The organism is Micromonospora sp. NPDC049801 (assembly GCF_040656575.1).
In the GTDB taxonomy this organism is placed as follows: domain Bacteria; phylum Actinomycetota; class Actinomycetes; order Mycobacteriales; family Micromonosporaceae; genus Micromonospora.
In genome coordinates this window covers 13,137-38,573 of the sequence record NZ_JBFAMS010000025.1, presented here as the reverse complement: position 1 = coordinate 38,573, position 25,437 = coordinate 13,137, and the positions used below count along the sequence as shown (strand labels likewise).

Annotated in this window: 26 protein-coding genes and 1 tRNA gene; 16 read left to right on the top strand and 11 right to left on the bottom strand. The window is 71.8% G+C overall.

Annotated features, from left to right (window positions below; translation table 11 throughout):
• Positions 1 to 185 precede the first annotated feature (185 nt).
• Together AB0I89_RS31215 and AB0I89_RS31210 are read right to left on the bottom strand one after the other, a co-directional pair.
• Positions 186 to 1,403 carry a hypothetical protein gene (locus tag AB0I89_RS31215; protein WP_357134128.1) on the bottom strand — a complete coding sequence of 406 codons (1,218 nt, stop codon included), beginning with the start codon at positions 1,401 to 1,403 and terminating at the stop codon, positions 186 to 188.
• Positions 1,396 to 1,932, bottom strand: a complete 537-nt coding sequence (locus AB0I89_RS31210; RefSeq protein WP_357134126.1) for a SigE family RNA polymerase sigma factor — start codon at positions 1,930 to 1,932, stop codon at positions 1,396 to 1,398. Before AB0I89_RS31210 ends, AB0I89_RS31215 begins: the two co-directional genes overlap by 8 nt.
• Before the next feature lie 178 nt (positions 1,933 to 2,110).
• Between AB0I89_RS31210 and AB0I89_RS31205 the strand changes: the two genes are divergently transcribed.
• Positions 2,111 to 2,677, top strand: a complete 567-nt coding sequence (locus AB0I89_RS31205; RefSeq protein ID WP_355053355.1) for an NADH-quinone oxidoreductase subunit B family protein — start codon at positions 2,111 to 2,113, stop codon at positions 2,675 to 2,677.
• 56 nt (positions 2,678 to 2,733) lie between these two features.
• Here AB0I89_RS31205 and AB0I89_RS31200 read toward each other — a convergent pair whose 3' ends face one another.
• Positions 2,734 to 3,666: a hypothetical protein gene (locus AB0I89_RS31200; protein WP_357134123.1), complete on the bottom strand. Its 933-nt coding sequence runs from the start codon at positions 3,664 to 3,666 to the stop codon at positions 2,734 to 2,736.
• A gap of 188 nt (positions 3,667 to 3,854) precedes the next feature.
• Between AB0I89_RS31200 and AB0I89_RS31195 the strand changes: the two genes are divergently transcribed.
• Entirely contained in the window at positions 3,855 to 5,171 is a 1,317-nt protein-coding gene (locus tag AB0I89_RS31195) for a DUF2252 domain-containing protein (RefSeq protein WP_357134122.1), read from the top strand.
• Positions 5,172 to 5,176: 5 nt separating this feature from the next.
• On the opposite strand, the gene AB0I89_RS31190 is transcribed toward AB0I89_RS31195, so the two are convergent.
• The gene (locus AB0I89_RS31190) at positions 5,177 to 6,223 is read right to left on the bottom strand and encodes a glucose 1-dehydrogenase (RefSeq protein ID WP_357134120.1); all 1,047 of its coding nucleotides are present in this window, start codon (positions 6,221 to 6,223) and stop codon (positions 5,177 to 5,179) included.
• Positions 6,224 to 6,348: 125 nt separating this feature from the next.
• Between AB0I89_RS31190 and AB0I89_RS31185 the strand changes: the two genes are divergently transcribed.
• Positions 6,349 to 7,143 (top strand): NADH-quinone oxidoreductase subunit C, encoded by a 795-nt coding sequence (locus AB0I89_RS31185; protein ID WP_357134119.1) that lies wholly within the window; start codon positions 6,349 to 6,351, stop codon positions 7,141 to 7,143.
• Positions 7,143 to 8,105 (top strand): complex I subunit 1 family protein, encoded by a 963-nt coding sequence (locus AB0I89_RS31180; protein WP_355053351.1) that lies wholly within the window; start codon positions 7,143 to 7,145, stop codon positions 8,103 to 8,105. Before AB0I89_RS31185 ends, AB0I89_RS31180 begins: the two co-directional genes overlap by 1 nt.
• A gap of 303 nt (positions 8,106 to 8,408) precedes the next feature.
• Here AB0I89_RS31180 and AB0I89_RS31175 read toward each other — a convergent pair whose 3' ends face one another.
• A complete protein-coding gene (locus AB0I89_RS31175; protein WP_357134116.1) occupies positions 8,409 to 9,464 on the bottom strand; it encodes a glutathione S-transferase C-terminal domain-containing protein in 1,056 nt (351 codons plus the stop codon).
• Positions 9,465 to 9,554: 90 nt separating this feature from the next.
• Here AB0I89_RS31175 and AB0I89_RS31170 point away from each other — a divergent pair, with 90 nt between their 5' ends.
• Complete coding sequence (locus tag AB0I89_RS31170) at positions 9,555 to 9,986, top strand: ester cyclase (protein WP_357134114.1); 432 nt, start codon at positions 9,555 to 9,557, stop codon at positions 9,984 to 9,986.
• On the opposite strand, the gene AB0I89_RS31165 is transcribed toward AB0I89_RS31170, so the two are convergent.
• Positions 9,967 to 10,542, bottom strand: coding sequence for a Uma2 family endonuclease (locus AB0I89_RS31165; protein ID WP_357134113.1), 576 nt, complete (start codon positions 10,540 to 10,542; stop codon positions 9,967 to 9,969). The two genes, AB0I89_RS31170 and AB0I89_RS31165, sit on opposite strands and share 20 nt — an antisense overlap.
• Positions 10,543 to 10,637: 95 nt before the next feature.
• Here AB0I89_RS31165 and AB0I89_RS31160 point away from each other — a divergent pair, with 95 nt between their 5' ends.
• From AB0I89_RS31160 to htpX, 7 genes are all read left to right on the top strand, one after another.
• Positions 10,638 to 11,246, top strand: coding sequence for an NADH-quinone oxidoreductase subunit I (locus AB0I89_RS31160; protein ID WP_357134112.1), 609 nt, complete (start codon positions 10,638 to 10,640; stop codon positions 11,244 to 11,246).
• Between the two features lie 25 nt (positions 11,247 to 11,271).
• Positions 11,272 to 11,823 carry an NADH-quinone oxidoreductase subunit J gene (locus tag AB0I89_RS31155; protein WP_357134110.1) on the top strand — a complete coding sequence of 184 codons (552 nt, stop codon included), beginning with the start codon at positions 11,272 to 11,274 and terminating at the stop codon, positions 11,821 to 11,823.
• Positions 11,820 to 12,164: an NADH-quinone oxidoreductase subunit NuoK gene (gene nuoK, locus AB0I89_RS31150; RefSeq protein WP_357134107.1), complete on the top strand. Its 345-nt coding sequence runs from the start codon at positions 11,820 to 11,822 to the stop codon at positions 12,162 to 12,164. The genes AB0I89_RS31155 and nuoK overlap by 4 nt, the downstream gene beginning before the upstream one ends.
• Positions 12,161 to 14,095, top strand: coding sequence for an NADH-quinone oxidoreductase subunit L (locus AB0I89_RS31145; RefSeq protein WP_357134104.1), 1,935 nt, complete (start codon positions 12,161 to 12,163; stop codon positions 14,093 to 14,095). The genes nuoK and AB0I89_RS31145 overlap by 4 nt, the downstream gene beginning before the upstream one ends.
• A 55-nt stretch (positions 14,096 to 14,150) precedes the next feature.
• A complete protein-coding gene (locus AB0I89_RS31140) occupies positions 14,151 to 15,659 on the top strand; it encodes an NADH-quinone oxidoreductase subunit M (RefSeq protein WP_357134101.1) in 1,509 nt (502 codons plus the stop codon).
• A gap of 34 nt (positions 15,660 to 15,693) precedes the next feature.
• Positions 15,694 to 17,175 (top strand): proton-conducting transporter membrane subunit, encoded by a 1,482-nt coding sequence (locus AB0I89_RS31135; protein ID WP_357134098.1) that lies wholly within the window; start codon positions 15,694 to 15,696, stop codon positions 17,173 to 17,175.
• A gap of 103 nt (positions 17,176 to 17,278) precedes the next feature.
• Positions 17,279 to 18,154 carry a zinc metalloprotease HtpX gene (gene htpX / locus AB0I89_RS31130; protein ID WP_357134095.1) on the top strand — a complete coding sequence of 292 codons (876 nt, stop codon included), beginning with the start codon at positions 17,279 to 17,281 and terminating at the stop codon, positions 18,152 to 18,154.
• A 61-nt stretch (positions 18,155 to 18,215) separates the two neighbouring features.
• On the opposite strand, the gene AB0I89_RS31125 is transcribed toward htpX, so the two are convergent.
• Both AB0I89_RS31125 and AB0I89_RS31120 read right to left on the bottom strand, forming a co-directional pair.
• Entirely contained in the window at positions 18,216 to 19,409 is a 1,194-nt protein-coding gene (locus tag AB0I89_RS31125) for an MFS transporter (protein ID WP_357134092.1), read from the bottom strand.
• Complete coding sequence (locus AB0I89_RS31120) at positions 19,409 to 20,251, bottom strand: DUF6065 family protein (RefSeq protein WP_357134089.1); 843 nt, start codon at positions 20,249 to 20,251, stop codon at positions 19,409 to 19,411. The genes AB0I89_RS31125 and AB0I89_RS31120 overlap by 1 nt, the downstream gene beginning before the upstream one ends.
• A gap of 191 nt (positions 20,252 to 20,442) precedes the next feature.
• Between AB0I89_RS31120 and AB0I89_RS31115 the strand changes: the two genes are divergently transcribed.
• Both AB0I89_RS31115 and AB0I89_RS31110 read left to right on the top strand, forming a co-directional pair.
• Positions 20,443 to 21,702 carry an MFS transporter gene (locus tag AB0I89_RS31115; RefSeq protein ID WP_357134086.1) on the top strand — a complete coding sequence of 420 codons (1,260 nt, stop codon included), beginning with the start codon at positions 20,443 to 20,445 and terminating at the stop codon, positions 21,700 to 21,702.
• A 67-nt stretch (positions 21,703 to 21,769) separates the two neighbouring features.
• On the top strand, positions 21,770 to 22,297 hold the full coding sequence (locus AB0I89_RS31110; protein WP_357134084.1) for a dihydrofolate reductase family protein: 528 nt from the start codon (positions 21,770 to 21,772) through the stop codon (positions 22,295 to 22,297).
• Between the two features lie 70 nt (positions 22,298 to 22,367).
• Here AB0I89_RS31110 and AB0I89_RS31105 read toward each other — a convergent pair whose 3' ends face one another.
• A complete protein-coding gene (locus AB0I89_RS31105) occupies positions 22,368 to 22,664 on the bottom strand; it encodes a hypothetical protein (RefSeq protein WP_357134081.1) in 297 nt (98 codons plus the stop codon).
• A gap of 41 nt (positions 22,665 to 22,705) precedes the next feature.
• Positions 22,706 to 23,200, bottom strand: coding sequence for a YajQ family cyclic di-GMP-binding protein (locus AB0I89_RS31100; protein ID WP_357134078.1), 495 nt, complete (start codon positions 23,198 to 23,200; stop codon positions 22,706 to 22,708).
• 148 nt (positions 23,201 to 23,348) lie between these two features.
• On the opposite strand from AB0I89_RS31100, the gene AB0I89_RS31095 reads away from it, so the two are divergent.
• Positions 23,349 to 23,432: transfer RNA gene (locus AB0I89_RS31095), tRNA-Tyr, on the top strand.
• Positions 23,433 to 24,068: 636 nt separating this feature from the next.
• Here AB0I89_RS31095 and AB0I89_RS31090 read toward each other — a convergent pair.
• Positions 24,069 to 24,797, bottom strand: coding sequence for a hypothetical protein (locus tag AB0I89_RS31090; protein WP_357134075.1), 729 nt, complete (start codon positions 24,795 to 24,797; stop codon positions 24,069 to 24,071).
• Positions 24,798 to 24,907: 110 nt separating this feature from the next.
• On the opposite strand from AB0I89_RS31090, the gene AB0I89_RS31085 reads away from it, so the two are divergent.
• Positions 24,908 to 25,417, top strand: a complete 510-nt coding sequence (locus AB0I89_RS31085) for a DUF2637 domain-containing protein (protein ID WP_357134072.1) — start codon at positions 24,908 to 24,910, stop codon at positions 25,415 to 25,417.
• Positions 25,418 to 25,437: the final 20 nt, after the last annotated feature.

Sequence of the window (25,437 nt, the reverse complement as noted above, 5' to 3'; positions counted from 1 at the left end):
GCCCGCTGGGCCGGTGCCCCTGGGCGCCGGTAACACTCCGCCGCGAGGCACCTGGTTGCGGTCCGCCCAGCCGCGAATCCGACAGTCGACGAGCGGGCCGCGGCGGACGGGCAGGCCGACGACGGCCGCGCTCGGGTGAGCGCGGCCGCCTCGTCCAGTCGATCCGTGTCCGTGTCCGGGAAGGGTCAGCGATAGCCGAAGGTCGACTCGTTGTCATCGCTGTTGTTGTCCAGCCACGGGTCCATGTCCGGGTCCCGGGACCAGGTCCAGAGTGTCGCTTTTCCCGGGGCCAGGCTGGTACCGGCGGCGACCCGCAGTTCCAGGGTCCGCCGCATCTCGCCGTGCGCAGGCACGGCGCTTATGTGGCAGGACACCAGCACGGTGCTCCCCGTCCCGATGTCGCAGCCCGACCAGCCGTCCCCGACGGGCTGCAGCGCCTTCGGCAGCTCGATGGTGAAGAGCACCCCGGGCGGCGTCCGATCCGCGTCGTTGCGGATCCGCACGGTGACCGTGCCCGATCGGGAGTCGTCCGCCGCAGGGGTCAACACCAGGTCGGTGGCGGTGATCGACAGGTCGGCCGATCGCGGGTTGGGGCCGAAGGTGCTCGGCCCGGACACCTGGTCGAACGCGTCACCGGTCCAGCGGTAGCCGCGCCACTGCCGTTGGGAGTTCTTCATCGGCCAGCCGCCGCCGGGCGCGACGTCGAGCACCTCGACCCGAACCTCGCCGTCGTCGCGTACGTCCAGGGCGGTCACCCAACCCGGCGTGGGCGAAGCGGTGCCGGCCACGCGGCCGAGGGTGACGACCCGGCCGGACGCGTCCCGATCGAAGGCGACCACCTGGAACGGCCCGCGGGTGCCGAACAGGCAGCGCACGAGGGCGACCGTCTCCGTCGCCCCGTCGCCGTCCAGGTCGCCGTAGTCGAGCGCGACCAGCTCGTTGACGCCTTCGCGGGCCGGTTCGGCACCCAGCCGCACCCGCCCAGTGGGGCATTCCGCCGGGGTGGTCCAGGCGGGCAGCGACACCGTCGCGGCGAGCAACTGGGCCCGGCCGATGCGGCCGTTCGGGGCGGCGACGGTCGGGCTGGCGCCGCCGTTCGACGCCGTGGCAGACGGGCTCGCCGTCGCACTGGCGGTCGCGGTCGCCGACGGGCTGGCGGACGGCGCGGACGTGGGATCCACGGGCCCCGGCTCGCGATCGGGGCCGTTCATCGTCGCGTACCCGACGGCGGCCCCGCCGAACAGCGCGAGCACCGTCGCGGTGGTGGTGGCGAACCGGCGACGGCCGCGGCCTCGCGCCGTCCGCCGCACGGCGGCCGGCCCGGGCACCTCGACCTCCTCCAGCACGGTACGGCGGTAGTGGGCGAACTCTTCGGCGAGGTCGAGGATCTCCTGATCAGACATCTCGCACCTCCTCGGTGGTGTCGCGCAGGTGCGTCGCGAGGGCCGCCCGTCCCCGGTGCAGCCAGGACTTGACGGTTCCCTCGGCGACCCGTTCCTGGGCGGCGATCTCGGCGACCGTCAGGTCGGCGAGGTAGTGCAGTACGACAGCCCGGCGCTGCTTCGGCGGCAACTTGGCCAAGGCGGTGTCGAGGGCGACCCGGTCCGGGCTCGGCTCGGCGACGTGTGTCTCCCGTTGCCGCAGCAGCCAGGCCTGCGCGGTCCGCAGCCGCCGCCAGCGGTTGTGGCCGAGGTTCCAGGCGACCCGGCGTACCCAGGCCAGCGGATCGTCGTACCGGGCGAGCCGACCCCAGTGGGCGTACGCCCGGCAGAACGCCTCCTGAACCAGGTCCTGCGCCTGCCCACGGTCACCCGTGTACGCGGTGAGCTGCACCACCAGCGAGCGGAAGTGAGCGTGGTAGAAGTCGTCGAAGACCAGTTCGGCGGTCGCGGGGAGAGGACTTCCCGGCGGGTCGGGGGGCGGTCCGCCCACCCGTACTTCTCCTGTCACAAGCACTCGTCCTCCCCGTGGTGGCCGCAGGCGGCGTGTTCGCCAGCACCGGTCACACACTCTGCTGCGCCCGCCGGTTGCGGTCGGACCCGGTGGGGTTGCCTGTCCGGTCCGTGACAGCCGGCTGTGATTCACTGTGGGGTGAGGAGAGGGGACGTCCGTGCAGCTACCGGCAGTGCTCGGTGAGCCGATCCGGTTCGTGCTGAACTGGGGGCGCCGCTACTCGCTCTGGGTGTTCAACTTCGGCCTGGCCTGCTGTGCGATCGAGTTCATCGCCACCAGCATGGGCCGGCACGACTTCATCCGGCTCGGCGTGATCCCGTTCGCCCACGGCCCCCGACAGGCCGACCTCATGGTGGTCTCCGGCACGGTGACCGACAAGATGGCCCCGGCCATCAAGCGGCTCTACGACCAGATGCCCGAGCCGAAGTACGTCATCTCGTTCGGCGCGTGCTCGAACTGCGGTGGCCCCTACTGGGACTCGTACTCGGTGACCAAGGGCGTCGACCAGCTCATCCCGGTCGACGTCTACGTGCCCGGCTGCCCGCCCCGCCCGGAGGCGCTGCTGCACGGCATCCTGCGCCTTCAGGAGAAGATCGCCGCCGAGCAGTCCGGGATCGGCGGAGTGCCGCAGCGGGACCTGCTCGCCGCGCCCGCCGAGGCTAGCGCCCCACGCTCGGTCGACTCCCTCACCGCCCCACCCGTACGCCCACCCGACGCGGGCTGACGAACGCCGGGGCCGCCGCCCGGACGAGTCCGAGCGACGGCCCTGCCGTGTGGTGATCAGCTGGTGGCCGCGATGGCCAGCGTGGTCTGGGCGGTGTTGTCGCTGGGGTCGGCGTCTGGGCCCGACGGGAACCAGGTGGTCGTCAACGCCAGGGTGATGACGTCCTGAGCGTCGGCCGGGTCGGTCGGCGGGGTGATCACCAATCCGAAGCTACGCACCTCGCCGGGCATCATCCGTTGCCCCGGTACCCAGGAATGGTCCGTCAGGACCGGCCCTTCTGACGGGATGGTGTATTCGATGCGCGACCCGGCGGGCAGCGGACTGGCCTTGATGTCGAGGCCGACGTGCGGCGCGTCCCCCTTGTACCGCACGGTCACCGGCAGGTAGAGGCGGCCGGTGCCCTCCGGGTCGAGGGTCACCGGGCCCACCGAGTCGATGGCGGCGTCCGGCTGGGCGTCCTGGACGTACGGCCGGGGGCGGATCAGCGACCCGGTCGTGGACCGGAACAGCGCGGTGAGCGACCTCTCCGCGATCAGGCCACCGTTGATCGAGGAGACCGCGATCCGGCCTCCGGTCATGCTCATCGGGTACGCCCGCGGGGTGGTCAGCACGTGGAAGTCCAGCGTGACCGTGCGGCTCTCGCCCGGGGCGAGGTAGGCCCAGTTGTTCGAGAGGGAGCAGTCGAACACCCGCCGGTTCTCCTCCATCGCCCCGAACCAGTCGCAGCGGCTGTCCGTGTCCTGGAACGCGCCCGGGACCGGCTCGCGCAGCGTCAGGTAGAAGTAGTCGGTCTCGCTGCCGGTGTTGGTGACGGTCACCGGGAGGCTGTCCAGGTAGCCCCGCTCGGTCGGCTCCAGGATCAGTCTGCCCACCGACACGGTGCCTCCGGCGGCGTCCGCCGGTGCCGCGGCGGCCGGTCCGGCCCCACCGATCGTGGCGGTCAGGCCGAGCAGTGCGGCGGTGAGCAGGGTCCCCGTTTTGCGGAACATGTGTGTCCGGTCCTCCGTGGTCGACGCCCGGCGAGGGACCTGCTGCCGCCCATGGCAGCAGCGATCGGCCGACGTGACCGTGGTGTCCGGGCCCCCGCGCGTGACGCAGACAGCATGATCGATGGGTTCCTGTTCCGCCACCCCGTTCTGCCAGCCCGTGGTGGACCCGGCCGGCTAGCCTGCGGACCATGACCAGCTCAGGGGACCGGCGCTCGGACCACATCACCGAGGTGCTCAGCGCGGAGTTCGGCGCGTCGATGGCGATCGATCCGGCGGCCTTCCGGCGCAAGTTCCGCAAGATGGCCGCGTCGCCGTTCGCCTTCTACCGGGGCAGCGCCGCGCTGTTCTACGCCGACCAGCGCGGCGACTTCGCCGACGACCGTTTCCTCGACGAGCGGACCGGCCGGGTGTGGATCCACGGCGACCTGCACGCGGAGAACTTCGGCACGTACATGAACGCGTCCGGGCAACTGGTGTTCAACGTCAACGACTTCGACGAGGCGTACGTCGGTCCGTTCACCTGGGACCTGCGGCGGTTCGTGGCCAGCGTGGCGCTGCTCGGCTACAGCAAGGCCCTCTCCGACACGGTGATCGACGAGCTGGTGACCGGCTTCGCCCGCGCCTACCTGACCGAGTTGCGGGCGATCGCCGCCGGTGGGGACGACGCGATCGGCTCGATCACCCTGGACAACGCCGACGGGGTGCTGCGTCGGGTGCTCCAGCAGGCCCGCCTCAACACGAGGGTCGACCTGCTCGCCGCGCAGACCACCGTCGACAACTACGAGCGGCGGTTCTCCGTCACCGACGGCGTCTTCGAGGTCGACGCCACGACCCGGGACCGGGTGCTCGCCGCCTTCGAGGACTACCTGGAGACCCTGCCCGCGGCCACCGCCCGGCTGCGTCCAGGGGCCGCCCGGATCAAGGACGTGGTGCTGCGCAAGGGCGTGGGCATCGGCTCGGCCGGGCTGCCGTCGTACAACCTGCTGCTGGAGGGGCACACGCAGGCGCTGGAGAACGACGTGCTGATCTACATGAAGCAGGCGCAGGTCCCGGCGGTGGCCCGCTACAGCACCGACGAGTCGGTGGCCGGCTACTTCCGGCACCAGGGCCACCGGACCGCCGAGTCGCAGCGAGCGTTGCAGGCGCACGCCGACCCGTGGCTGGGCTACACCGAGCTGGACGGGGCGGGTCAACTGGTCGCCGAGGTCTCCCCGTACGCCGGCGATCTGGACTGGGCCGACGTGAACGAGCCGGACGAGCTGACCGGGGTGCTGGCCGACCTCGGCCGGGCGGTGGCCCGGATGCACTCGGTCGCCGACGACGAGTCCAGCCACGACCTCGTGGACTACTCCACCGAGGAGGCGATCGTCGCTGCCGTGGACGCCGACGAGTCGGGGTTCGTCACCCATCTGGTGGACTTCGCGCACGCGTACGGGGTGCGCGCCCGGCAGGACCACCAACTCTTCGTGGACCTGTTCCGCAACGGCCGGCTACCGGGGATCTGACCGGTTCACGAGGCGAACTCGAGCACGACCTTGATGTCGTCCGGCCCGGCGGTGTACGCGTCGGCGTACCTGTTCACCGGCACCCGCCGGGTGATCAGGGAGGAGAGCCAGACCTGGTCGGCGCGCGAAAGAGCCTGCGCTGCCGAGTTCCAGTGCCGCCGGTTGGCGTTCACCGAGCCGAACACCACGTTGTTCTCCAGCACCAGCGCCCGGTTGAGCGCCCCGGCGTCGAAGTCGATGCTCCGGCCGCCGCTGGACACCCCGGCCAGGCAGACGATCCCGTTCGGCGCGGCCTTGCACATGACGTCCAGGACCACCGTGGGCGCGCCGGTGCACTCGATCACCACGTCCGGCTCGAAGGGCAGGTCGTTGACCGGCACCGCGTGGTAGGTGGCGCCCACCCCGGCGACCAGCTCCGGCTTCGGCCCGTCGGTGGCCCGGTCCAGCACGTGGACGGTGAGCCCGCGCTGGGCGCCGAGCAGCGCCGCCAGCAGCCCGATCGGCCCGGCCCCGGTCACCAGCACGGTCTGCGGCTGCCACTCGGCCCGGTGCCCGATCCGTTCGATGTGGTCCCATGCCTTGGCCACCACGCTGGTCGGCTCCAACAGCACGCCGACCTGGGCCAGCGCGGGGTCGAGCTTGACCGCGAACTCCGGTTCGATCCGCCAACGGTCCCGGGCGAAACCGGGCAGCGCCTTGATGCCGTGCTCGGTGTACTGACCGTTGCGGCACATGTCCCACTCGCCGACCGCGCAGTTGGGGCAGGGCACCGGGTCGGGATGCCGGACGATGCCGGCCACCAGGTCGCCGGCTTGCAGGGTGCCGGTCGGGTCGTCGAGCACCCGGCCCAGCGACTCGTGCCCGATCACGAGCCGATCGGCGCCCGGCGGCGCCTCGCCGTAGTCGCCCGCGATGATCTCGTGGTCGGTGCCGCAGATGCCCACGGCCAGGGCCTCGACCAGGACAGCGCCCTCCTCGGACGCCGGCTCCGGCTGATCCTCGACGAGGCTCAGCGAGTTGGCTTGCCCGGGTTTCACCGTCACAGCGCGCACGCCCTCATCTTTCCCCGTGGGCGGGACAACCGCCGGTAAAGCCACCAGATCACCGGAGGCCGGTCGCCGCCCGGACCTCGCCTCGGCTCGACCGCCCTCCTGAAACAGACCCTAGGATCAGCGGCATGACGTCAGAAGAGGTCGGCGCTCGGCTGGTCGCGTTGCTCGCGCCGGTCGAGGCGACCGCGTCGGTCTCCGGCGGGCAGCGGTTCGCCCGGGCCACCGTCGACGTACCGCCGGCGAGCTGGTCGACCGCCGTCCGCGCCGCCCGCGACGACACCGAGCTGGCCTGCGACTTCTTCGACTGGCTGTCGGCGGTCGACGAGTTGGCCGGGGGCTTCGACGTGGTCGCGCACCTCTGGTCGACGCGACTGCGGCACGGCGTGCTGCTGCGTACCCGGGTGCCCCGCGACGCGCCCTCGGTGGCCTCGGTGGTGGACCTCTACCCTGGTGCCGCCTGGCACGAGCGGGAGACCCACGAGATGTTCGGCATCGACTTCGCCGGGCACGGTGAGCTGCGACCGCTGCTGCTGCCCCCGGAGTTCGAGGGCAACCCGCTGCGCAAGGAGTTCGTGCTCGCATCGAGGGTGGCGAAGCCCTGGCCGGGCGCGAAGGAACCGGGTGAGTCGGAGGCCGGCGGTGGCCGCCGGCCGATCCGCCCGCCGGGCGTGCCCGCTCCGGGCGAGTGGGGGACGACGCCCACCCCGGCCGGCGCGGGTGGTGTGGGGGAGGGGCCGCGCGGCGGCACCCCGGCCCGACCGGCCGGTGACCGTCCGGCGCGGCCCGCGCCGGGGGCCCGTCCGGCGCGTACTCCCCGGGTTGCCGACGCCGCCGACGGCCCGGCGGGGTCCGCGCGGCCCGAGCCGGTCGCGGACCCGGCGGCGCGCGACGACGGCGACGACGACGGGGGTACGCGCTGATGCCGCTCTGGGTGGAGCTGGTGCTCCGGATCGGCGGCGTGGTGGTCGCGTTCCTCACCCTGCCACTGCTGGTCGGTCAGGCCGAGCACAAGGTGATGGCGCACATGCAGGGCCGGCTCGGCCCGATGTACGCGGGCGGCTTCCACGGTTGGGCGCAGCTCGTGGCGGACGGTGTGAAGTTCGTGCAGAAGGAGGACATCACCCCGCGCGAGGCGGACCGGGCGGTGTTCCGGCTGGCCCCCGCTGTGGCGCTGGTGCCCTACCTGCTGGTGCTGCTGGTCATTCCGCTCGGCCCGAACGACCTGGTCGGGCAGCCGTTGGACATCGGCCTGTTCTTCGTGCTGGCCGTCGTCGGCATCGGTGTGGTGGCGGTGCTCATGTCGGCGTGGGCGTCGGCCAACAAGTACAGCCTGCTCGGCGGGCTGCGCGGGGCCGCCCAGCTCCTCGGCTACGAGCTGCCGCTGGTGTTGGCCGCCGCGTCGGTGGCGATGGCGGCGGGCACGCTCAGCCTGTCCGGCATCGTCGAGGCGTGGCAGCCCTGGTGGCTGCTCTGGCAGGCGCCCGCAATGATCATCTTTTTCGTCGCCGGGCTGGCCGAGATCCGCCGGCCGCCGTTCGACATGCCGGTGGCCGACTCGGAGCTGGTGTTCGGCTACATGACCGAGTACACGGGTCTGCGGTTCGCGTTCTTCCTGCTGGCCGAGTACGTCGGCATCGTGGTCATCGCCGCGCTGACCACGGTGCTGTTCCTGGGCGGCTGGCAGGGACCGTTCGCCGACGACCAGCTCGGCTGGCTCTGGACCCTGCTCAAGATCGCCGCCGTGGCCTTCGTGATCATCTGGCTTCGGGTCTCCTACCCCCGCCTGCGCGAGGACCAACTCCAACGCCTCTGCTGGCTGGTCCTGGTCCCCGCCTCCCTGGCCCAACTGGTCCTGACCGCAGCAGTCCGAGTAGCCCTCTAACCCCGCCTCTGCCCCGCCCCGCCCCGCCCCCGCCTCTGCCCTGGCCTGCCCCCGCCCTGCCCGCCCTCGCCCCGCCCTCGCCCGTCGATCATGGAGTTGTGGTGGGTGACAAAGCGCCCGGCAACCCCCAAAACCGGCACCACAACTCCATGATCGATGAGGCCGGGCGATGGTCACCCGCGATCTTGCACTTACTGCGGCGGCATAAGGGGCATCCCACTCACATCGACGACAGAAAGTGCAAGATCGGCGGGGCGCGGGGCGCGGGGTGTGGGGCGCGGGCGGGCGGGGGCGGGCCGGGGGTTAGCCGAGGGGGGTGTGGGTGGGGTCTACTGGTTCGGCCGGGGGTGGGGGTGGGGTGCCGTCGCCGAAGGGGCGGCCGCCCAGGGCGTCCCGGCCGTGCGGGGTGAGCCAGTTCGACAGGTCGGGGCCGAGCGGAACGATCCCCGTCGGGTTGATGTCGCGGTGCACCTGGTAGTAGTGCCGCTTGATGTGGTCGAAGTCGATGGTGTCGCCGAACCCGGGGGTCTGGAACAGATCCCGGGTGTACGCCCACAGCACCGGCATCTCGCTCAGCTTCTGCCGGTTGCACTTGAAGTGTCCGTGGTAGACGGGGTCGAAACGGGCCAGGGTGGTGAACAGCCGCACGTCGGCCTCGGTGATGGTGTCGCCGACCAGGTACCGCTGATTGGTCAGCCGCTCGGTCAACCAGTCCAGCCGGTCGAACAGCCGGTGGTACGCCTTGTCGTACGCCTCCTGGCTGCCGGCGAACCCGCACCGGTACACGCCGTTGTTGACGTCGCGGAACACCACGTCGTTGACCTCGTCGATCTGCTGGCGTAGGTGTTCGGGGTAGAGCTGCGGGGCGCCCTCGCGGTGGTACGGCTTCCACTCGGTGGACAGGTCCAGGCTCATCTGCGCGTAGTCGTTGGTCACCACCTGCCCGGTGGGCACGTCCACCATCGCCGGCACGGTGATGCCCCGCTCGTAGTCGGGGAAGCGCGCGAAGAACGCCTCCTGGAGGCGCTCGATGCCGAGCACCGGGTCGCGCCCACCCGGATCGAGGTCGAAGGTCCAGCTCCGGGCGTCGTGCGTCGGGCCGGCGATCGCCATCGAGATGGCGTCCTCCAGGCCGAGCAGCCGTCGCACGATGACGAGGCGGTTGGCCCACGGGCAGGCTCGGCTGACCGCCAGCCGGTACCGGCCGGGCTCCACCGGGTAACCGTCCCGCCCGTCCGCGGTGATCCGCGTGGCGATGTACCGCTGATCCCGGGTGAACTCGCCACCCGGCTCGACGTACTTCCCGCCTGTCTGCGCCACGTCGTCCGCCCTCCGGCTCCGGTTGCCCTCACCGCCCATCCTCGCCGAAATCCGGGCCCTCGGCGCGGTACGGGCCAACCTCGGCTGCTCCCGGCGCTGGGCCGCATCTTTTCTGGCTACCCTGCCGTCATGACGGATGTGGAGACGGCGGCCCGGCGGCTCATCGCCGACGTGTGGAACGCGCGTCGGGAGGAGTCGGCGTACGAGCTGATCGCCGGGGAGTGTCCGGGGCTGGGCGGGACGGGGCCGGATGCGACGCTGGCCTGGCACCGCGAGCGCCGGGAGGCCTTCCCGGACCTCCGCTACAAGATCGTCGACGTGGTCGCCGCAGGTGGGCGGGTGGCCGTGCACTGGCGGGCGGCGGGCACCCACGCCGGGCAGTTCGGGCCGGTGCCGCCGACCGGGCAGGTGGTCAGCTACTCGGGGGCGACGTTCCTGCGCTTCGACACCGCCGGCCGGATCATCGACGTGTGGAGCTGCAACGAGCTGCTCCAGCTCCTTCAGCAGCTCGGCGTCGAGATGGTGCCGCCGGCCGGCGGCCTCAGCGGCTCCGCGGCGTGATCCGGCTGATCGGCAGGTTGATCGGGAACGGCTCGCCGGTGTCGACGAACTTCGTCCACCGCCCGGTCTCGGCGTAGACCTCGTTCACCGCGTCGATCCGGTACGTCACGACCTCCAGGTCGCCATCCAGGGTCTCGATCCGCCAGTAGTAGGGGATGCCGGCCTGGGCGTACAGCGCCGGCTTGAGTACCCGGTCGATCGAACGGGTACTCGGCGAGACGATCTCGATGGCGACGACCACCTCGTGCGGCTCGTACCTCGACGGCTCGCGAGCTGCCGCGGCAGCCGTGGTGATCAGCACGTCGGGGATGAAGGAGCGGGTGCGGTTGATCCGTACCTCGACCGCCTGGGTCACGTCGTAGCCGTCGGGGCAGTCCTCGTCGAGCGCGGCCATGAGCCGGCCGGCGATGCTCTGGTGGGTGCGGGTGGGGTGAGGGGACATCAGTAGCATTCCATCGAGCAGTTCCCGGCGACGGCCATCCTCGGGCAGCGCGTCCAGATCGTCAGTCGTCCATCCGCTCTCGGGCGGGTAGTCGCTCTGCAGCGCGGCGGTCATGGCGGGTCCTTCCAGGTGCGGTCGTCCTCCCCGCGGCCACGGTACCGCCGCGGACCTGTGGGTGGTGGTCGCGCGCGCCGGGGCCACAGGGCAGGATGGTCCACATGACCGATTCCAGCGAGCGCGGCGATCCGGCCGGCGGCGCCAGCGAGCGCGGCCTGCCCGGCGCCGGTCTGGTGAAGGGGCTGGCGGTCACCCTCAAGACGATGACCAGCCGCTCGACCACGCAGCAGTACCCGGACGTCGCTCCCGAGCTGCCGCCGCGCTCGCGTGGCGTGATCGCGCTGTCCGAGGAGAACTGCACGGTCTGCATGCTCTGCGCCCGCGAGTGCCCGGACTGGTGCATCTACATCGACTCGCACAAGGAGGAGGTGGCGGTGCCGGGCGCCGCCCGTCCCCGTCAGCGCAACGTGCTCGACCGGTTCGACATCGACTTCTCGCTCTGCATGTACTGCGGCATCTGCATCGAGGTCTGCCCGTTCGACGCGCTCTACTGGTCGCCGGAGTTCGAGTACGCCGAGTACGACATCAAGGACCTGCTGCACGACAAGGACCACCTGGGCCAGTGGATGGCGACGGTGCCGCCGCCGCCCGCGCACGATCCCAACGGCGAGCCGGCCAAGGAGGAGACCGCCGCCGCGCGCAAGGCCGCGCGGTCGATCGCACCGGCGGTACGCCCCGGCGACGAGGGCCCGACGTCGTGACCGCCCGAGCCGTGGGGACGGCCCGGTGACCGGCGCGGACCTGCTGCTGCTCGCGCTGGGCGCGGTGGCGGTCGGCGCCGGTGTGCTGGTGGTGACCACCAAGCATCTGGTCCGGGCGGGGCTCTACCTGGTGGTCTGCCTGGGCGCGCTGGCCGGTGACTATCTGGTGCTCGGCGCGGAGCTGGTCGCCTGGGTCCAGGTGCTGATCTACGTGGGCGCGGTGGTGGTGCTGCTGCTGTTCGCGGTGATGTTGACGCGGGCCCCGATCGGGGCGTCCGACGATCTGGACCGGCCCGGCTGGCCCGCCGCGCTGATCGGTGGCGGGGCCGGGCTGGGGCTGAGCGTGCTGTTGGTCGACGCGTACCGGTGGAGCGCCGTCGCGCTGCCCGGCGCGGGTACGGCGGAGCGGCTGGGGGAGCAGATCTTCTCCTCCTGGGTGCTGCCATTCGAGGTGCTCTCCGTCCTGTTGCTGTCCGCCCTGGTCGGCGCGGTCGTGCTGTCCCGGCCCGACATCGGCCGCCGTACCGAGGACAAGCCCGCGCCGGCAGCGGAACTGGCCTCCGGGGGGCGTCGGTGAGGCCGGTCATCCCGTACGTCACCGCCGCGCTGCTGTTCGGCCTCGGCGTGTACGGGGTGCTGCGTCGACGCAACGCCGTGCTGGTGCTCATGTCGGTCGAGTTGATGCTCAACGCGGTGAACCTGATCCTGGTCACCGCGGACGCCACGGTGCGCGCGGTTCTGCCGCACTCCGGGCAGGTGTTCGCGCTGTTCGTCATCGTGCTCGCCGCCGCCGAGATCGGGGTGGGGTTGGCGATCGTGCTCCAGCTCTACCGCCTGCGGTCCACGGTGGCGGTGGACGACGTGGCGTTGACCGAACCGGCCGGGGCCGTCGGGCGGGACGCGGAGGCGACCCGGTGACCGGGCTGCTCGGGGCGGCGCTGCCCGCCGTACCGCTGCTCGCCGGTCTGGCCGGTCTGCTGCTGCCGCCGGCCCCACGGCATCCCGGGGGCGCGGTCGGCGGTGGCCGGGCCCGAACGGCGGCCGTGACGATCGGGGTGGCCGGCGCCGCCGGCGCGCTGGCGCTGGCCGTGGCCCTGTTGGTGACTGTCGACGGTCCGACGGAGACGTCGACGACGTGGGTCGACTTCGGCGGGTTGGCGGTGACCCTGGGGGTACGCCTGGACGGCGCCGCCGCGCTGGTCGCGGTGGCGGTCGCCGCGGTGGCCCTGGCCGTGCAGGTCTACTCGGTCGGCTACCTGCGGCGCGGCCCGCACGACGACGTCGACGTCGACCACCGCTATCCGCCGTACGCCGCCCAGATCAGTCTCTTTACGGGGGCGATGCTGCTGGTGGTGGTCGCCGGCGACCTGATCATGCTGCTGGTGGGGTGGGAGGTGATGGGCCTCTGCTCGTACCTGCTCATCGCCCATGACCGCCGGCTCGCGGGCGCGCCGGCCGCCGCCATGAAGGCGTTCCTGGTGACCCGGGTCGGTGACATCGGCTTCCTGCTCGGCATCGCGTTGCTCGGGGTGTCGACGGGCAGTTTCCGGATCGCCGACGTGCTCGCGCACGATCATTCCGGCGCGACCCTGACCGCCGCCGGTCTGCTGCTGCTCGCCGGTGTGGCCGGTAAGAGCGCGCAGTTCCCGCTGCACACCTGGTTGCCGGACGCCATGGCCGGCCCGACGCCGATCTCCGCGCTGATCCACGCCGCGACGATGGTCGCCGCCGGGGTGTACGCGGTGACCCGGCTCTACCCGCTGTTCACTGCCGCTCCGGTGACGTTGACGGTGCTCGGGGTGCTCGCCGCGATCACCCTGCTGCTCGGGGCGCTCGCCGCCACCGCGCAGGACGACATCAAGCGGGTGCTGGCCTGGTCGACCGTCTCCCAACTGGGTTACATGACCGGCGCGCTGGCCGTCGGCTCGCCGTCGGCGGCGCTGTTCCACCTGCTCACCCACGCCGCGTTCAAGGCGCTGTTGTTCCTCGCCGCCGGTGCGGTGATCCACGCGGTGGGCACCACGCTGATGTCGGAGATGGGTGGGCTGCGCCGGGCCATGCCGGTGATGTTCTGGTGCACGGTGATCGGCCTCGGCGCGCTGGCCGGGGTGCCTCCGCTGGCCGGCTTCTGGAGCAAGGACGGCGTGCTGACGGTCGCCGAGTCGGCCGCGCTGGAGGGTACCGGCCCCGCGCCGTCGTGGGTGGGCTGGCTGGTCTGGCTGGCCGGGCTGCTCGGTGTGGCGATCACCGCCTGGTACGCCGGGCGACTGCTGCTGCGGGCCTTCTTCGGCGAGCCCCGGCTGCCGCTGGTCCACCCGCACGACCCGCCGGCGGTGTTGCGCTGGCCGGTGCTGCTGCTGGCCGTGCCGGCCGCGCTGCTGGGCCTGGCCGGGTTCGTCGGCGCGTTCGCCGACCGGCTGCGGTTCGCCACCGTGCCGGTCGCGGGCGCGGAGGACGGCCTGGTCCACGTGGGTCCGGGGCTGCTGCTGCCGCTGGCGCTGCTGCTGGTGGGCGCGGGGCTGGTGTGGGCGCGCTGGCGTCGGGACGCGGCCGCCGATCCGGCGACCGCGCTGGGTCCGCTGCGGCCGGTCTTCGCCCGCGCGTTCCGGCTCGACGATGTTCAGCACACCCTTGTCGTACGCCCCGTCCGGGCGCTGGCCCGCCTCGCGCGTACCGGCGACGAGGTGGTGGTGGACGGGGTCGTGGAGGGCAGCGGCCGGGCCGCCACGGGCCTGGGGGTCGGGCTGGCCGCGTTGCACCGGGCGGCGCTGCCCCGGGCCGCCGCCGGTGTGCTGGCCGGCGCGCTGCTGATCGGCCTGGCGGCGGCCGTCCTGGAGGCGGTCCGGTGAGCGCGAGGAGTGAGCCGGTTTTGCGAGCCCCGCAGTCGCGAAGAGAGGCGGTCCGATGACGTTCGGACAGGTGCTGCTCGTCGCCGTGCTGGTGGTGCCGGCGCTCGGCGCGGTCGCGGTGGCGGCGACACCCCGGGACCGGGTGGCGCGGATCGTCGGTACGGTCGCGGCGGCGCTGACCCTGCTGGCCGCCGTGGCGTTGGTGTCCGGTGGACGGGGCTGGTTCGCCTGGTCGGCCGGCACGCCGGCGGTGCGCCCCTGGCACGACGTGGACCTGCCCTGGGCGTCCGGCCTGGATCTGCGTTTCCATCTCGGCGTCGACGGCATCTCCTGGCCGCTGGTGGTGCTGACGGCGCTGCTCACGCTGCTCTGCTGCGCGTACTCGCTGTGGCGGGTGCCCGAGGGCGGCAGCGGCCGGGCGTTGGTGGCGCTGCTGCTGGTCGTCGAGGTGGGCATCCTCGGCACGTTCCTCGCGCTGGATCTGGTGCTGTTCTTCCTGTTCTTCGAGGTCGTCCTGCTGCCGATGTACGCGATCATCGCCGGCTGGGGCGGCGTCGACCGGCGTCGGGCGGCCCGCAAGTTCGTGCTGTACACCCTCGTCGGCTCGGTGCTGCTGCTGGTCGGCGTGTACGTCGTGGTCGCCGCCGCGGGCACCGCCGACATCGTGGCCCTGACCGGCGGGGCCGGGCTGTCCCGGAGCACCCAGTTGGCCGCGTTCACGCTGTTCGCGCTCGCGTTCGCGGTGAAGAGTCCCCTCTGGCCGCTGCACTCCTGGCTACCCGACGCGCACACGCAGGCCCCGACGGTGGGCAGCGTGGTGCTGGCGGGGGTGCTGCTCAAGATGGGCACGTACGGGCTGATCCGGGTCGCGGTGGGGGTGGCCCCGGAGGGCGCCCGCTGGGCCGCCCCGGTGCTCGGGGTGCTGGCGGTCGCCGCGATCCTGGTCGGCTCGCTGGTCTGCCTGGCCCAGGTCGAGGTGAAGCGGCTCATCGCGTACTCCAGCGTGGGGCACATGGGCTTCGTCCTGCTGGGCGTCGCCACGTTGACCGCCACCGGCGTCCAGGCGGCCCTGATCGGCAACGTGGCCCACGGGGTGATCACCGGCCTGCTGTTCTTCCTGGCCGGGGCCGTGAAGGACCGCACCGGCACGGGCGCGCTCGCCGAGCTGTCCGGGCTTCGGGAGACCGCGCCCCGCCTCGCCGGTCTGCTGGCGTTCGCGGCCGTCGCGTCGCTGGGCCTACCCGGGCTGGCCGGCTTCTGGGGGGAGGCGTTCGCGGTGGTCGCGGCGATTCAGGTGGGCGGCCCGCTGTGGCTGACCCTCGGGGTGCTCGCGGCGGTCGGTGGCGCGCTCACGGCCGCGTACTTCCTGCGGTTGCTGCGCCAGGTCACCCACGGCCGGCCAAGCCCTGCGGTGGGCGGCGTCGGCGCGGGTCTGGCCGGCGCGGAGCTGACCGCGTGGGCGCCGCTGGTGCTGCTCGCGTTGGCGATCGGTCTGGTTCCGGCGCTGGTCCTCGGCGTCGCCGAGGCGCCCGTCGACGCCCTCATCGAGGTGATCCACAGGTGAGCACGAGAAGCGCGCCGCGACCGGAGGCGGCCCGATGAGCGTCGTGCAGAGCGTGGACAGCATCGCGTTGCTCCCGGCGTACCTGGCCGCCGGCACCGCCGTACTCGTGTTGGTGGTCGACCTCGTGCTGGCGCGGCCCCGCGCCACGGTCGCGGTGGCCGCGCTCGGGGCGCTCGGCACGGCCGTCTTCTCGGCGCTGGTGGGCGCGGGCGGCGAGCGGCGGACGTTCTGTGTCGGCGCGGACTGCTCGTGGGTCTTCGGTGGCCGGGCGGCCCTGGTCGGCGCGGTGGTGGCGTTGCTCACCCTGGGCGTGCTCGGGCTGTCCGTGCCGGCGCTGCGGGACGGTCGGTCACCGGTGGGGGAGTACGCCTTCCTGCTCGCCTGTTCGATGACCGGCGGCGTGGTGCTCGGCGCGGCCGGCGACCTGATCACCCTGATCGTGGCGTTGGAGACGCTGACCCTGCCGCTGTACGTGCTGGTGGGCCTGCGCCGGGGCAGCCTGGCCAGCGCCGAGGCGGCGGTGACGTTCTTCGTGGTCAGCGTGGTCGCCACCACGCTGACGCTGCTCGGCGCGGCGTTGCTGTACGCGGTGACCGGCGGGCTGCACCTCGATCGGGTGGGCGCGCTGCTGGCCGAGCGACCGGAGTTGCGCGACCTGCCGCTGACCACCGCCGCCGTGACGCTGCTGCTGCTCGGGCTGGCCTTCAAGGTGGCGGCGGTGCCGTTCCACGCCTGGGCGCCGGCCACCTACGACGGCGCTCCGCTGCCGGTGGCCGCGTACCTGTCGACGGCGTCGAAGCTGGGCGGCCTGGTGGCGGTGCTGGCCGTGGTGCAGCGGGCGCTGCCGGCGGACCGGACCGGACCGGTGCTCGCCCTGTTGGCGGTGCTCACGATGACCGTCGGCAATCTGGTGGCGCTGCGTCAGCGGCGTACCGTCCGCCTGCTCGCCTGGTCGTCGGTCGCGCAGGCCGGATACATCCTCGCCCCGCTGGGCGCGCTTGCGTTGGCCGCCGGCCGCACGGGCGAGGCGCGGTCGGCCGCGTACGCCGCCGCCGTGGCGTACGCCGTGTTCTTCGTGGTGCTGGAGTTGGCGGCGTTCGCCGGGGTGACCGCGCTGCGCCCGGGGGGGGCGGACGGCGGCACGCTTGACGACCTGCGCGGGGCCGCGCGCCGGCACCCGTGGCGCGGCGCCGCCCTCGGCCTCGCGCTGGTGGGTCTCGCGGGACTGCCACCGGGCCTGGCCGGGTTGTTCGCGAAGGTGACGGTGGTCCGGTCGCTGCTGGACGGCGGCGCGGCCTGGTTGGCGCTGGTGGTGGCGCTGAACGCGGTACTCGGGCTCGCCTACTACCTGCGGGTGACGGCCGGCCTGTGGACGCCGCGCCCCGCGCCGGGCGGAGACGGCGTGGTGGCCGTACCCCTGGTGGGTGTGGTGGCGGTGGTGCTGGCGGTGGCCACGGTGGCCGCCGTGGTGCTCGGCGTCGCCCCGCAGCTCGTGCTGGATCTCGCCGCCCGCTGAGCGGGTCTCAGTCAACTCTCAGCGTTCCGACGGATGGTTGACGGGTATCGGGTTGTTGTACCGGTCAGCGGATCGAGGCGATCCGCGCACCGAAGGAGAGATCGTGCACCACAACCGTCTGAAGACCGCCGCGCTGCTCGGCCTGCTCACCGCGCTGATCCTCGCGGTGGGCTACGGGTTCGGTGGCAGTGGCGGCCTGGTCATCGCCGTCCTCATCTCACTGGTCATGAACGGCATTTCCTACTTCTACTCCGACAAGATCGCGCTGCGTTCGATGCGGGCGCAACCGGTCAGCGAGGCACAGTTCCCCGAGCTGTACCGAATGGTGCGCGAACTGGCGACCGAGGCCCAACAGCCGATGCCGCGCCTGTACGTCAGCCCGACCGCCCAGCCGAACGCGTTCGCGACCGGGCGTAACCCGCAGCACGCGGCGGTCTGCGTGACCCAGGGCATCACCGAGATCCTGGACTACCGGGAGCTGCGCGGTGTGATCGGGCACGAGCTGTCGCACGTCTACAACCGGGACATCCTGATCTCCAGCGTCGCGGCCGGCCTGGCCGGCATCATCACGTTCCTGGCGAACATCGCCTGGTTCATCCCGCTGGGTGGCGGGGACGACGAGGACTCGCCGAACCCGGCCGTCCTGCTGTTGACCCTGATCCTCGGCCCGATCGCGGCCACCGTGATCCAGTTGGCGATCAGCCGCAGCCGCGAGTTCCAGGCAGACCAGTCCGGCGCCGAGCTGAGCCGGGACCCGCTGGCCCTGGCCAGCGCCCTGCGCAAGATCGATGCCGTGGCCCGGCGACGTCCGCTGCCGGCTCAGGGCACGCTCACCAGCAGCGCCCACCTGATGATCGCCAACCCGTTCGCCGGTGGCGCGGTGGCCGCCCTCTTCTCCACCCACCCGAAGATGGAGGACCGGGTCGCCCGCCTGGAGCGGATGGCCGCCAACTCGGGGCCGGTGCAGTTCCAGCGCTGACCCGCCGAACCCCGTACTCCGCCCGCGTCCGCTCACGGACGCGGGCGGAGTCGTTTCCAGGTCACTCCGGTGCGGGCGGCCGATCCAGACGGGTCAGCAGCACGACGGCGAGCAGGACGACGCCCGCCGTCAGGTACGACGCGCCGGGCGAGAGCACGGCGGCCACGCCACCCAGCAGGAAGATGCCGATCCCCGAGGTGACGATGTTCGCCGCGACGATCGTCGCCTCGACCTGCCCCATCCGTTCCGGTGGGGCCAACCGGGCGAACGTGGCCTGCGCCCCGATCAACCAACCGCCGCCCGCGCCGATCAACGCGTTGCCGACCGTCAGCGCCCCCAGCGGCGCGTCGACGGCGACCAGGACACCGGTCAGCAACAGCGCGCCGGCCAGCGCCGCGGCGACGGCCACCTGACCGGCCAACCGGCCCAACCACCGCGACCGGCCCACCACCAGCACGAAGATGGCACCTCCCAACGCCGACGCCGCCAGCACGGCGGGACGCCAGGCCCCGCCGGCCAGATCCGGGGCGAGGGTCTCCGGGAGCGCGCCGGACAGCACCGTGGCCAGGGTGAGCAGGGCGACGCCCCGCAGCACCGGATGGCGGGCGATGATGCGCACGCCTGCGGTCGCCGGTGGACGCGGCCCGCGTACCTGGTGGGGGCGCTTCGGCAGTCCGGCCAGGACGACCGCGGCGATCAGGAACGACCCGAGGTCGATCAGGAGCGCCACCCGGGAGCCGAGGGCCACCGTCAGACTGGCCCCCGCGAGCAGGCCGACCACCTGGCCCGCCTGGTTGGCGAAGGCGCTGAGGCCGAACAGCGGCAGCCGCAGCGGAGCGTCCACCGCCTCGGCGGCGACGGCCACGTTGACGCTCGCGTAGGCGGCCCGTACCGCGCCCAGCAGGCCCGCCGCGACGATCGCCGGCAGCGGCTCGGGGACCGCCGCGGGAACGGCGATCAGCGCGGCGCCGGCCACCGACAGCCAGACCAGCAGGGTACGGCGGGCCGGCACGTCCAGCCAGCCGCTGAACACCGTGGCGACCAGCAGGGCCGGCAGGGTACGCGCGGCGTAGACCGCGGCCGGGCCGAGGACGGAGTTCGTCTGGTCGTACGCGAGCAGCAGCAGAGCGGCCAGGCCCACGAAGTCACCCAGCTCCGAGATGCCCCGGGCGATGACCAGACGGGAAGCGACCGGATGCCGGAACAGCGCTCGGTAACCGGGCGACGGCGTGAGCTGTGCGTCGGTGTCGGGCATCAGGTCGGCTGGTCCGCTTCCGCTACCCCGATCGGCTGGTAGGCGGCGTTCTCCCGCACCCGGCGGGCCTGTTCCCGGCGGTAGCTGCTGCGGATCTCCGGATCTTGGCGGCGGCGGCGCAGCGCCACGAAGTCCGACCAGACGTCCTCCGGCCATGCCGGCAGCCCTTCCCCGGTGACCAGTTCGGCCTGCCGGAAGGCCTCCAGTGTCGACCGGTGCACCGGTTGCAGGCACATGAGAGGGATGTTCCGGTAGAAGCGCACCACCTGCCCCACCTCGGTGAGCCGCAGGATGGTGGGCAGCAACGAGGTGTACCAGTCGGTCTCGACCACGCCCTCGTAGAGCTGCACGCCGCGCTGAGCGGGCCAGTTCGGCACGCCCCGGGCCATCAGGCACCAGCCGGGGGACGTACGCGCCACCACGCCGGCGACCAGCTCGATCGTGTTGGCGGCGCGCGGGTCGGCGTCGAGGAACGGGATGCTCGCGCCGTACCTGTCGAAGATGTCCAGGTCACCGTGGAACTGCTCGGGCGCCGCCTGCAACTGGCCGGCCGCGTCCGGCAGCTTGCCGTCGTAGCCACCGGCGAGCGAACGCCACTGGGCCGGCTCGTTCTCCGCCAGCAGCGCCCACTCGGTGTCCTGCCCGTCCCAGCGCAGCGCGAAGTCGGTTGGCGGGTAGACGTACCAGCCGAACCCCGAGGCGATGGCGACCGGCGGGCACTGTTGGACAGCCCGGGCGGGCAGGGAGCCGCGCAGGCTGGGCGAGGCGGCCTCACTGGGCTTCGCGTCGCCGTACAGCGAATAGATCTCGACTCGCAGAGGTGCGGTGGTAGTCCCGGACATCGGACCTCCTGCCTCATCGTGCGGTGCCGGCGTATGGACCCAATTCGATCAGCAACCTACCCCCTTTGTGACCGCTCGGTCAGTCCCGGCCTCCGCGCTGCTGTGAGCGGATCGACCATCCATGGCCTGACCTCGGACGTTAGGGTCGACAGGGCTTCTACCCGTTACCTGTCCCAGCGGAGGTACACCTCGTGGCCGCACTGCGCCAGTACCTGGGTGTCTGGCGGATCCCCGGTGCGCCGATCCTGCTGGTCACCGGCATCATCGGCCGGCTCGGCATCGGCATGACGCCGCTGGCGCTGCTGCTCGTGGTCGAGCAGGTGACCGGGCGCTACTCCCTGGCCGCCATCGCGGGCGGCATCTACGCCGTCGCCGGCGCCGCGCTCAGCCCGGTGGCCGGACGCATCGCCGACCGGGTCGGTCCGAGCCCGGTGCTGCTGGTCACCGCCGTGGCCCACCCGTTGGCGCTCACCGGGCTGCTGCTGGCCAGCCGCTCCGGCGACGACGCCCTCGCCGCCATCTACCTGACGGCCGGCGTCGCCGGCGCGACGTACCCGCCGCTGACCGCCGCCATCCGCGGCGCCTGGAACGAACTGACCAGCCCCGCCTCCGGCCGGTACGCCCTGCGCAACACCGCCCTCGCGGCGGAGACCTCGCTGTTCGAGATCGTGTTCGTGCTGGGCCCGCTGCTCGTGGCAGGGTTCGTGCTGGTCGCCGACGCGGCGGCCGCGCTGATCGGGGCGGCGGTCGTCACCCTGGTCGGCACCACCGCCGTCGCCCTCGGCCGGGTGATGCGCGACTGGCGGCCCCACCCGCGCGAACACCACGCCCGGGGACTCGGTCCGCTACGGGTCGCCGGCTTCCCGGCACTGCTGCTCTGCGTCGCCGGACTGGGCATCGCGTTCGGCGCCGCCGGTGTCATCGTCCCCGCGTACGCCGGCAACGCCACCACCGACGACCCGGAGAGCCTCGCCGGGCTGCTGCTGGCGGTCTGGGGGGTCGGCAGCGCCATCGGCGGCTTCTGGTTCGGCGTCCGCCGCCCCCCGCCGAACATGACCCGCCAGTTCGCCCTGCTGCTCGCCGCGCTGGCCGGCACGTTCGTGGTGTTCGCGCTCATGCCCACGCCGCTGGCGTTGGGCGTCGCGCTGGTCGTCGGTGGGGCCGTCATCGCTCCGGCGCTGACCCTGGAGAACACCCTGGTCGGCCGGATCGCCCCGGCGGGCATGTTGAACGAGGCGTACACCTGGGTGGTCACGGTGGCCGTGGCGGCGAGCGCCGCCGGCGGCGCGGTGGCCGGCCTGATCGTGGACCACGCCGGCGGCGTGCCGTGGGCCTTCGTCTTCGCGGGCGCGGCGGTGGCCGTCGCGGCCGCGGTCGCCGCGCTGCCCGCCGGGCCCATCGCCCGAGCGGAAAACCAGGCGGTACGCGCCGACGCGCCCGTCCCGATCTGACCTTCTCCGACGTTTTCCGGCGATGTCGGTGGGGTGCGCCAGACTGAGCGTCGACGAGAGGGGAACCATGGCCAAGCTGCTCTACTCGGCAACCGCGTCACTCGACGGCTACATCGCCGGCCCCGGCGGTGACATGTCCTGGCTCACCGAACACCTCAGCGGTGAAAACCCGACCGCCGACCGTCTGCTGGCCAACATCGGCGCGATCCTCGCCGGCAACCGCACCTTCGGCGGCGACGACCCGAACCGTGGCACCGACAGCGAAGGCGCCTTCGGCGGCCGGTACCACGGGCCGGTGATCGTCCTGACCCACCGTCCACCCACCGAGCCGTCCGAAGGCGTCACCTTCGCCGACGACCTACACGTTGCCGTCGCGCAGGCCAAGGAGGCCGCCGGCGACAAGTACGTCAACGTGCTCGGCGCGGACGTCGCCAAGCAGTGCCTGCGGGCCGGTCTGCTCGACGAGATCCTGATCTTCTTCGCGCCGGTGCTGCTCGGCGACGGCGTACCCATGTTCGACGACCCGGGTGGCGCGCGGGTCCGGTTGACGCCGATTCCCGGTGAGACCGCCCACTGGTACCGCGTCGACCGCTGACGGATCGGCGCGGGTACGGGCGTTGCGGCCTCGCCACCGACCTTCGGTCGGTCACGGCCGACGTCGAGGGCTACGGCCTTCGGTCGGTGATCGCCGCCTCGATCCGTAGGCCGATGCCGGTCAGCACGAGGAGGAACGCGACGAAGTGCGGCGCCCGGCCGTCGTAGCCCGCTGACAGGGTGAGTAGCGAGGTCAGAAAGCCAACGACGAGCGACAGCGTGCCCAGTATTCGTCCGGTGTCCGCGCGCCGAGATCGAGGATCCACGATGCGACCGTAGCGGATGCGGGCCAGGCCGCCGCCCGCCCGTCGGGCGCTGAACAGCAGCGACCAAGGACGACCGTTGGCGACGACGTCCACCGAGGTCACAACAAGTGATCCACGATGGCACCGGCAGACGTGATCGGGTCTTACCGGTAGTTCGTGAACTGAAGGGCGACGCCGAAGTCCTCACCCTTGAGCAGCGAGATGACCGCCTGGAGGTCGTCCCGCTTCTTGCCGGTGACGCGCAGCTGGTCGCCCTGGATCTGCGCCTGAACGCCCTTCGGGCCCTCGTCGCGGATCTTCTTGCTGATCGCCTTGGCCTTGTCCGTCTCGATGCCCTGGATCACCTTGCAGTCGATCTTGAACACCTTGCCGGATGCGCGCGCCTCACCCGCGTCCAACGACTTCAACGAGATGTTCCGCTTGACCAACTTCTCCTTGAAGACGTCCAGAGCGGCGCGGACCCGCTCCTCGGTCTCCGCCTGAAGGCCGATCGCCTCCTCACCCGACCAGGAGATCTCCGCGCCCGTACCGCGGAAGTCGAACCGCGTCGCGAGCTCCTTCTCCGCCTGCCGGAGGGCGTTGTCGACCTCCTGGCGGTCGACCTTGCTCACGATGTCGAAAGACGGGTTCGCTGGCATGCTTCTGCTCCTGCTGTCCGGCGGTCTGGGACGTGCAGTCGGCCGCCCACCAGCGGCACGACCCCCTGACCGTACCCGGTTGCACCGGTCCCGGGGTGAGCCGCTATCCTTGCTTCCGCCGCCGCGTTGCGACGCGGTGGGGTGCCCTGGCGGGTTGCCCGAGCGGCCAATGGGAGCGGACTGTAAATCCGTCGCGAAAGCTACAGAGGTTCGAATCCTCTACCCGCCACCAGGTGCAGACACGGCCCCTGACCAGCAGAGATGCTGATCAGGGGCCGTTGTCGTTGATCTAGCCGAGTCCAGCCGATGACGACTGGTTGTGGGCAGATGGTGCGCAGGTCGATCTTGCCTGCTGAGGGTCCTCCTGGGGCTCTAAACGCTGCGGCTGGCGTCTGGTCCTCGCCTGGCGGAGTCCGTGCATGTGGCGATCGGCTGAGAGGTCTGCGGTGAGGTGTCGCCGGCGGCGGGAGAGGGACCGGGGGCAAGCCAGTCCCGGGGTTGGGCTGGCGCGGCAGTCGGAAGCCCTGATCTTCGACGAGGCCGACCCGCTCGGCTTCCGTACCGCCTGGCCGTGATCGTGTCGTCGGGCGGATCGACAGACTCGGGGCGGCGGTCCGGCGGCAGTCGGTGGCTTGCCGCCCCGGCGCCGGAGGCGGCCGGGGCGGCTTGCCGCCGGCCGGGTTACCGCCCCCGCGCCGTGCGGAGCCTTGATCCAATACAGAAGGAATCGGCAGCAGCGTTGGGGGGCGGACCACACGCGGGACGAGACATCTCGCTTAGTCAAGTGTCAGCCGGTCGGCGCATCGATGCGCCAGGCCAGAGCAGGCCGATCAAGGTGCCGACCAGAGCGCCCCACGCTCGCCCAGTATCACTCCCAAACCAAGAAACTGACCTCTAAAACGCATATATCTCCCGCGAAGCGCTCGCGGTCCTTCTCCGACTCGAGGAATTTCTCGCACATGCTCAACTTCGTTACCACTAGCTTGCCGTGGCGGCCCTCGCTGCTGCGTACGCAGAATGAGGAGCCTGCTCGTAGCTGCGATGCCGTAGCTAGCGATGACCATGCGTTGTTGTCGATTTGAGTGCATTCTTGCAATGTCGGTTGCCCACTCGGCGGTGACGCGAAGATGGTTCCGTTGACTCCACCAAGGGAGCCTTCGTTAAGCGCGAGATCCGTGGTGCCGGCTGCGGTATAGCGAATCTCGTTATCGTCCATATCCCAGTAGTCGGCATTCTGGAAATCATCATCTCCGTACTCGTTAAGGGTCTGGAGGCGGGGGCTGCCGCTGCTATGCACCACCTCTCGTTTCGGCTCCCCCGTTGAAGTGGGCGATGCATCACCGCTGCCCAGAGTCGCAGAAGACGTGGGTGTTCCCGTATTCGTGCTGTGAGTGGAGGAGGGGCTCAGGCTGTTGGTTGGCATGGCGGATGGATTGGGAAGCGATGAGGCTCTCGGGTCATCCTTCACGGGGAACAGCCATGCAAGCAGGGCGACAAGAGCGCTAAGAAGCCCAACGACAGCTCCGATCCCGGCCCATTCCCCTCTGCCGAGATGCTGACGAAGGCGGTCCTGGGACGGCTTCTCACGATCGCTCACGTTCAACCTCACTCCACACGCGACAGATCACACAACTTAGCGTCGCGCGGCCGTTACCGGCGCCCCTCGCGGACCCGGGTTCGAGTCGGACCGACGCATGAACCTGTTGGGTGCTGATCCTGCTCGCCATCGGCACCATGGCCGGCGCTGCGGCCTTCACCCATGTCCATGGCCTGACCGTCGCTCACGGCCAACTTGACTGGATCGGCTGGGCCAACGCCGTAGCCGTCGAGCTGATGGCCATCTACCTCGGCCTGGAGATCCGCGCCCGCCGCCAAGATGGCCGACCCGTCGGCCTGGTCGGCGTCCTCCTGATCGCGTTCGCACTGCTCTCCCTCGCCGCCCAGGTCGCCGAAGCCGAACCGTCCATCTGGGGCTGGATCGTCGCGGCCGTGCCGTCGCTGGCCTTCCTCGCCCTGGTCAAGGTCGTCCTGTCCAGCGCACCCACCACCCCGCCGGCCCCCGAGCCCGATCAGCCGCAGGGCGATTGGGACGACGAGCCGGAGACCGCCGAACCCGTGCCGCAAGCTCCGGTGATGCCGCCGGCATCAGTTGCGGTGCTGCCTCCAGCCGCTGTCGTCCAGCCCAATCGGCCCCAAGTCGTCGGGATCATCCGATGACGGCCACCCTCGCCGCCGGG

Coding starts and splice junctions, on each gene's coding strand:
- AB0I89_RS31215 (WP_357134128.1), bottom strand. CDS start 1,403: ATGTCTGATCAGGAGATCCTCGACCTCGCCGAAGAGTTCGCCCACTAC.
- AB0I89_RS31200 (WP_357134123.1), bottom strand. CDS start 3,666: ATGTTCCGCAAAACGGGGACCCTGCTCACCGCCGCACTGCTCGGCCTG.
- AB0I89_RS31195 (WP_357134122.1), top strand. CDS start 3,855: ATGACCAGCTCAGGGGACCGGCGCTCGGACCACATCACCGAGGTGCTC.
- AB0I89_RS31185 (WP_357134119.1), top strand. CDS start 6,349: ATGACGTCAGAAGAGGTCGGCGCTCGGCTGGTCGCGTTGCTCGCGCCG.
- AB0I89_RS31180 (WP_355053351.1), top strand. CDS start 7,143: ATGCCGCTCTGGGTGGAGCTGGTGCTCCGGATCGGCGGCGTGGTGGTC.
- AB0I89_RS31175 (WP_357134116.1), bottom strand. CDS start 9,464: ATGGGCGGTGAGGGCAACCGGAGCCGGAGGGCGGACGACGTGGCGCAG.
- AB0I89_RS31170 (WP_357134114.1), top strand. CDS start 9,555: ATGACGGATGTGGAGACGGCGGCCCGGCGGCTCATCGCCGACGTGTGG.
- AB0I89_RS31165 (WP_357134113.1), bottom strand. CDS start 10,542: ATGACCGCCGCGCTGCAGAGCGACTACCCGCCCGAGAGCGGATGGACG.
- AB0I89_RS31160 (WP_357134112.1), top strand. CDS start 10,638: ATGGTCCACATGACCGATTCCAGCGAGCGCGGCGATCCGGCCGGCGGC.
- AB0I89_RS31140 (WP_357134101.1), top strand. CDS start 14,151: ATGACGTTCGGACAGGTGCTGCTCGTCGCCGTGCTGGTGGTGCCGGCG.
- AB0I89_RS31135 (WP_357134098.1), top strand. CDS start 15,694: ATGAGCGTCGTGCAGAGCGTGGACAGCATCGCGTTGCTCCCGGCGTAC.
- AB0I89_RS31125 (WP_357134092.1), bottom strand. CDS start 19,409: ATGCCCGACACCGACGCACAGCTCACGCCGTCGCCCGGTTACCGAGCG.
- AB0I89_RS31120 (WP_357134089.1), bottom strand. CDS start 20,251: ATGTCCGGGACTACCACCGCACCTCTGCGAGTCGAGATCTATTCGCTG.
- AB0I89_RS31110 (WP_357134084.1), top strand. CDS start 21,770: ATGGCCAAGCTGCTCTACTCGGCAACCGCGTCACTCGACGGCTACATC.
- AB0I89_RS31100 (WP_357134078.1), bottom strand. CDS start 23,200: ATGCCAGCGAACCCGTCTTTCGACATCGTGAGCAAGGTCGACCGCCAG.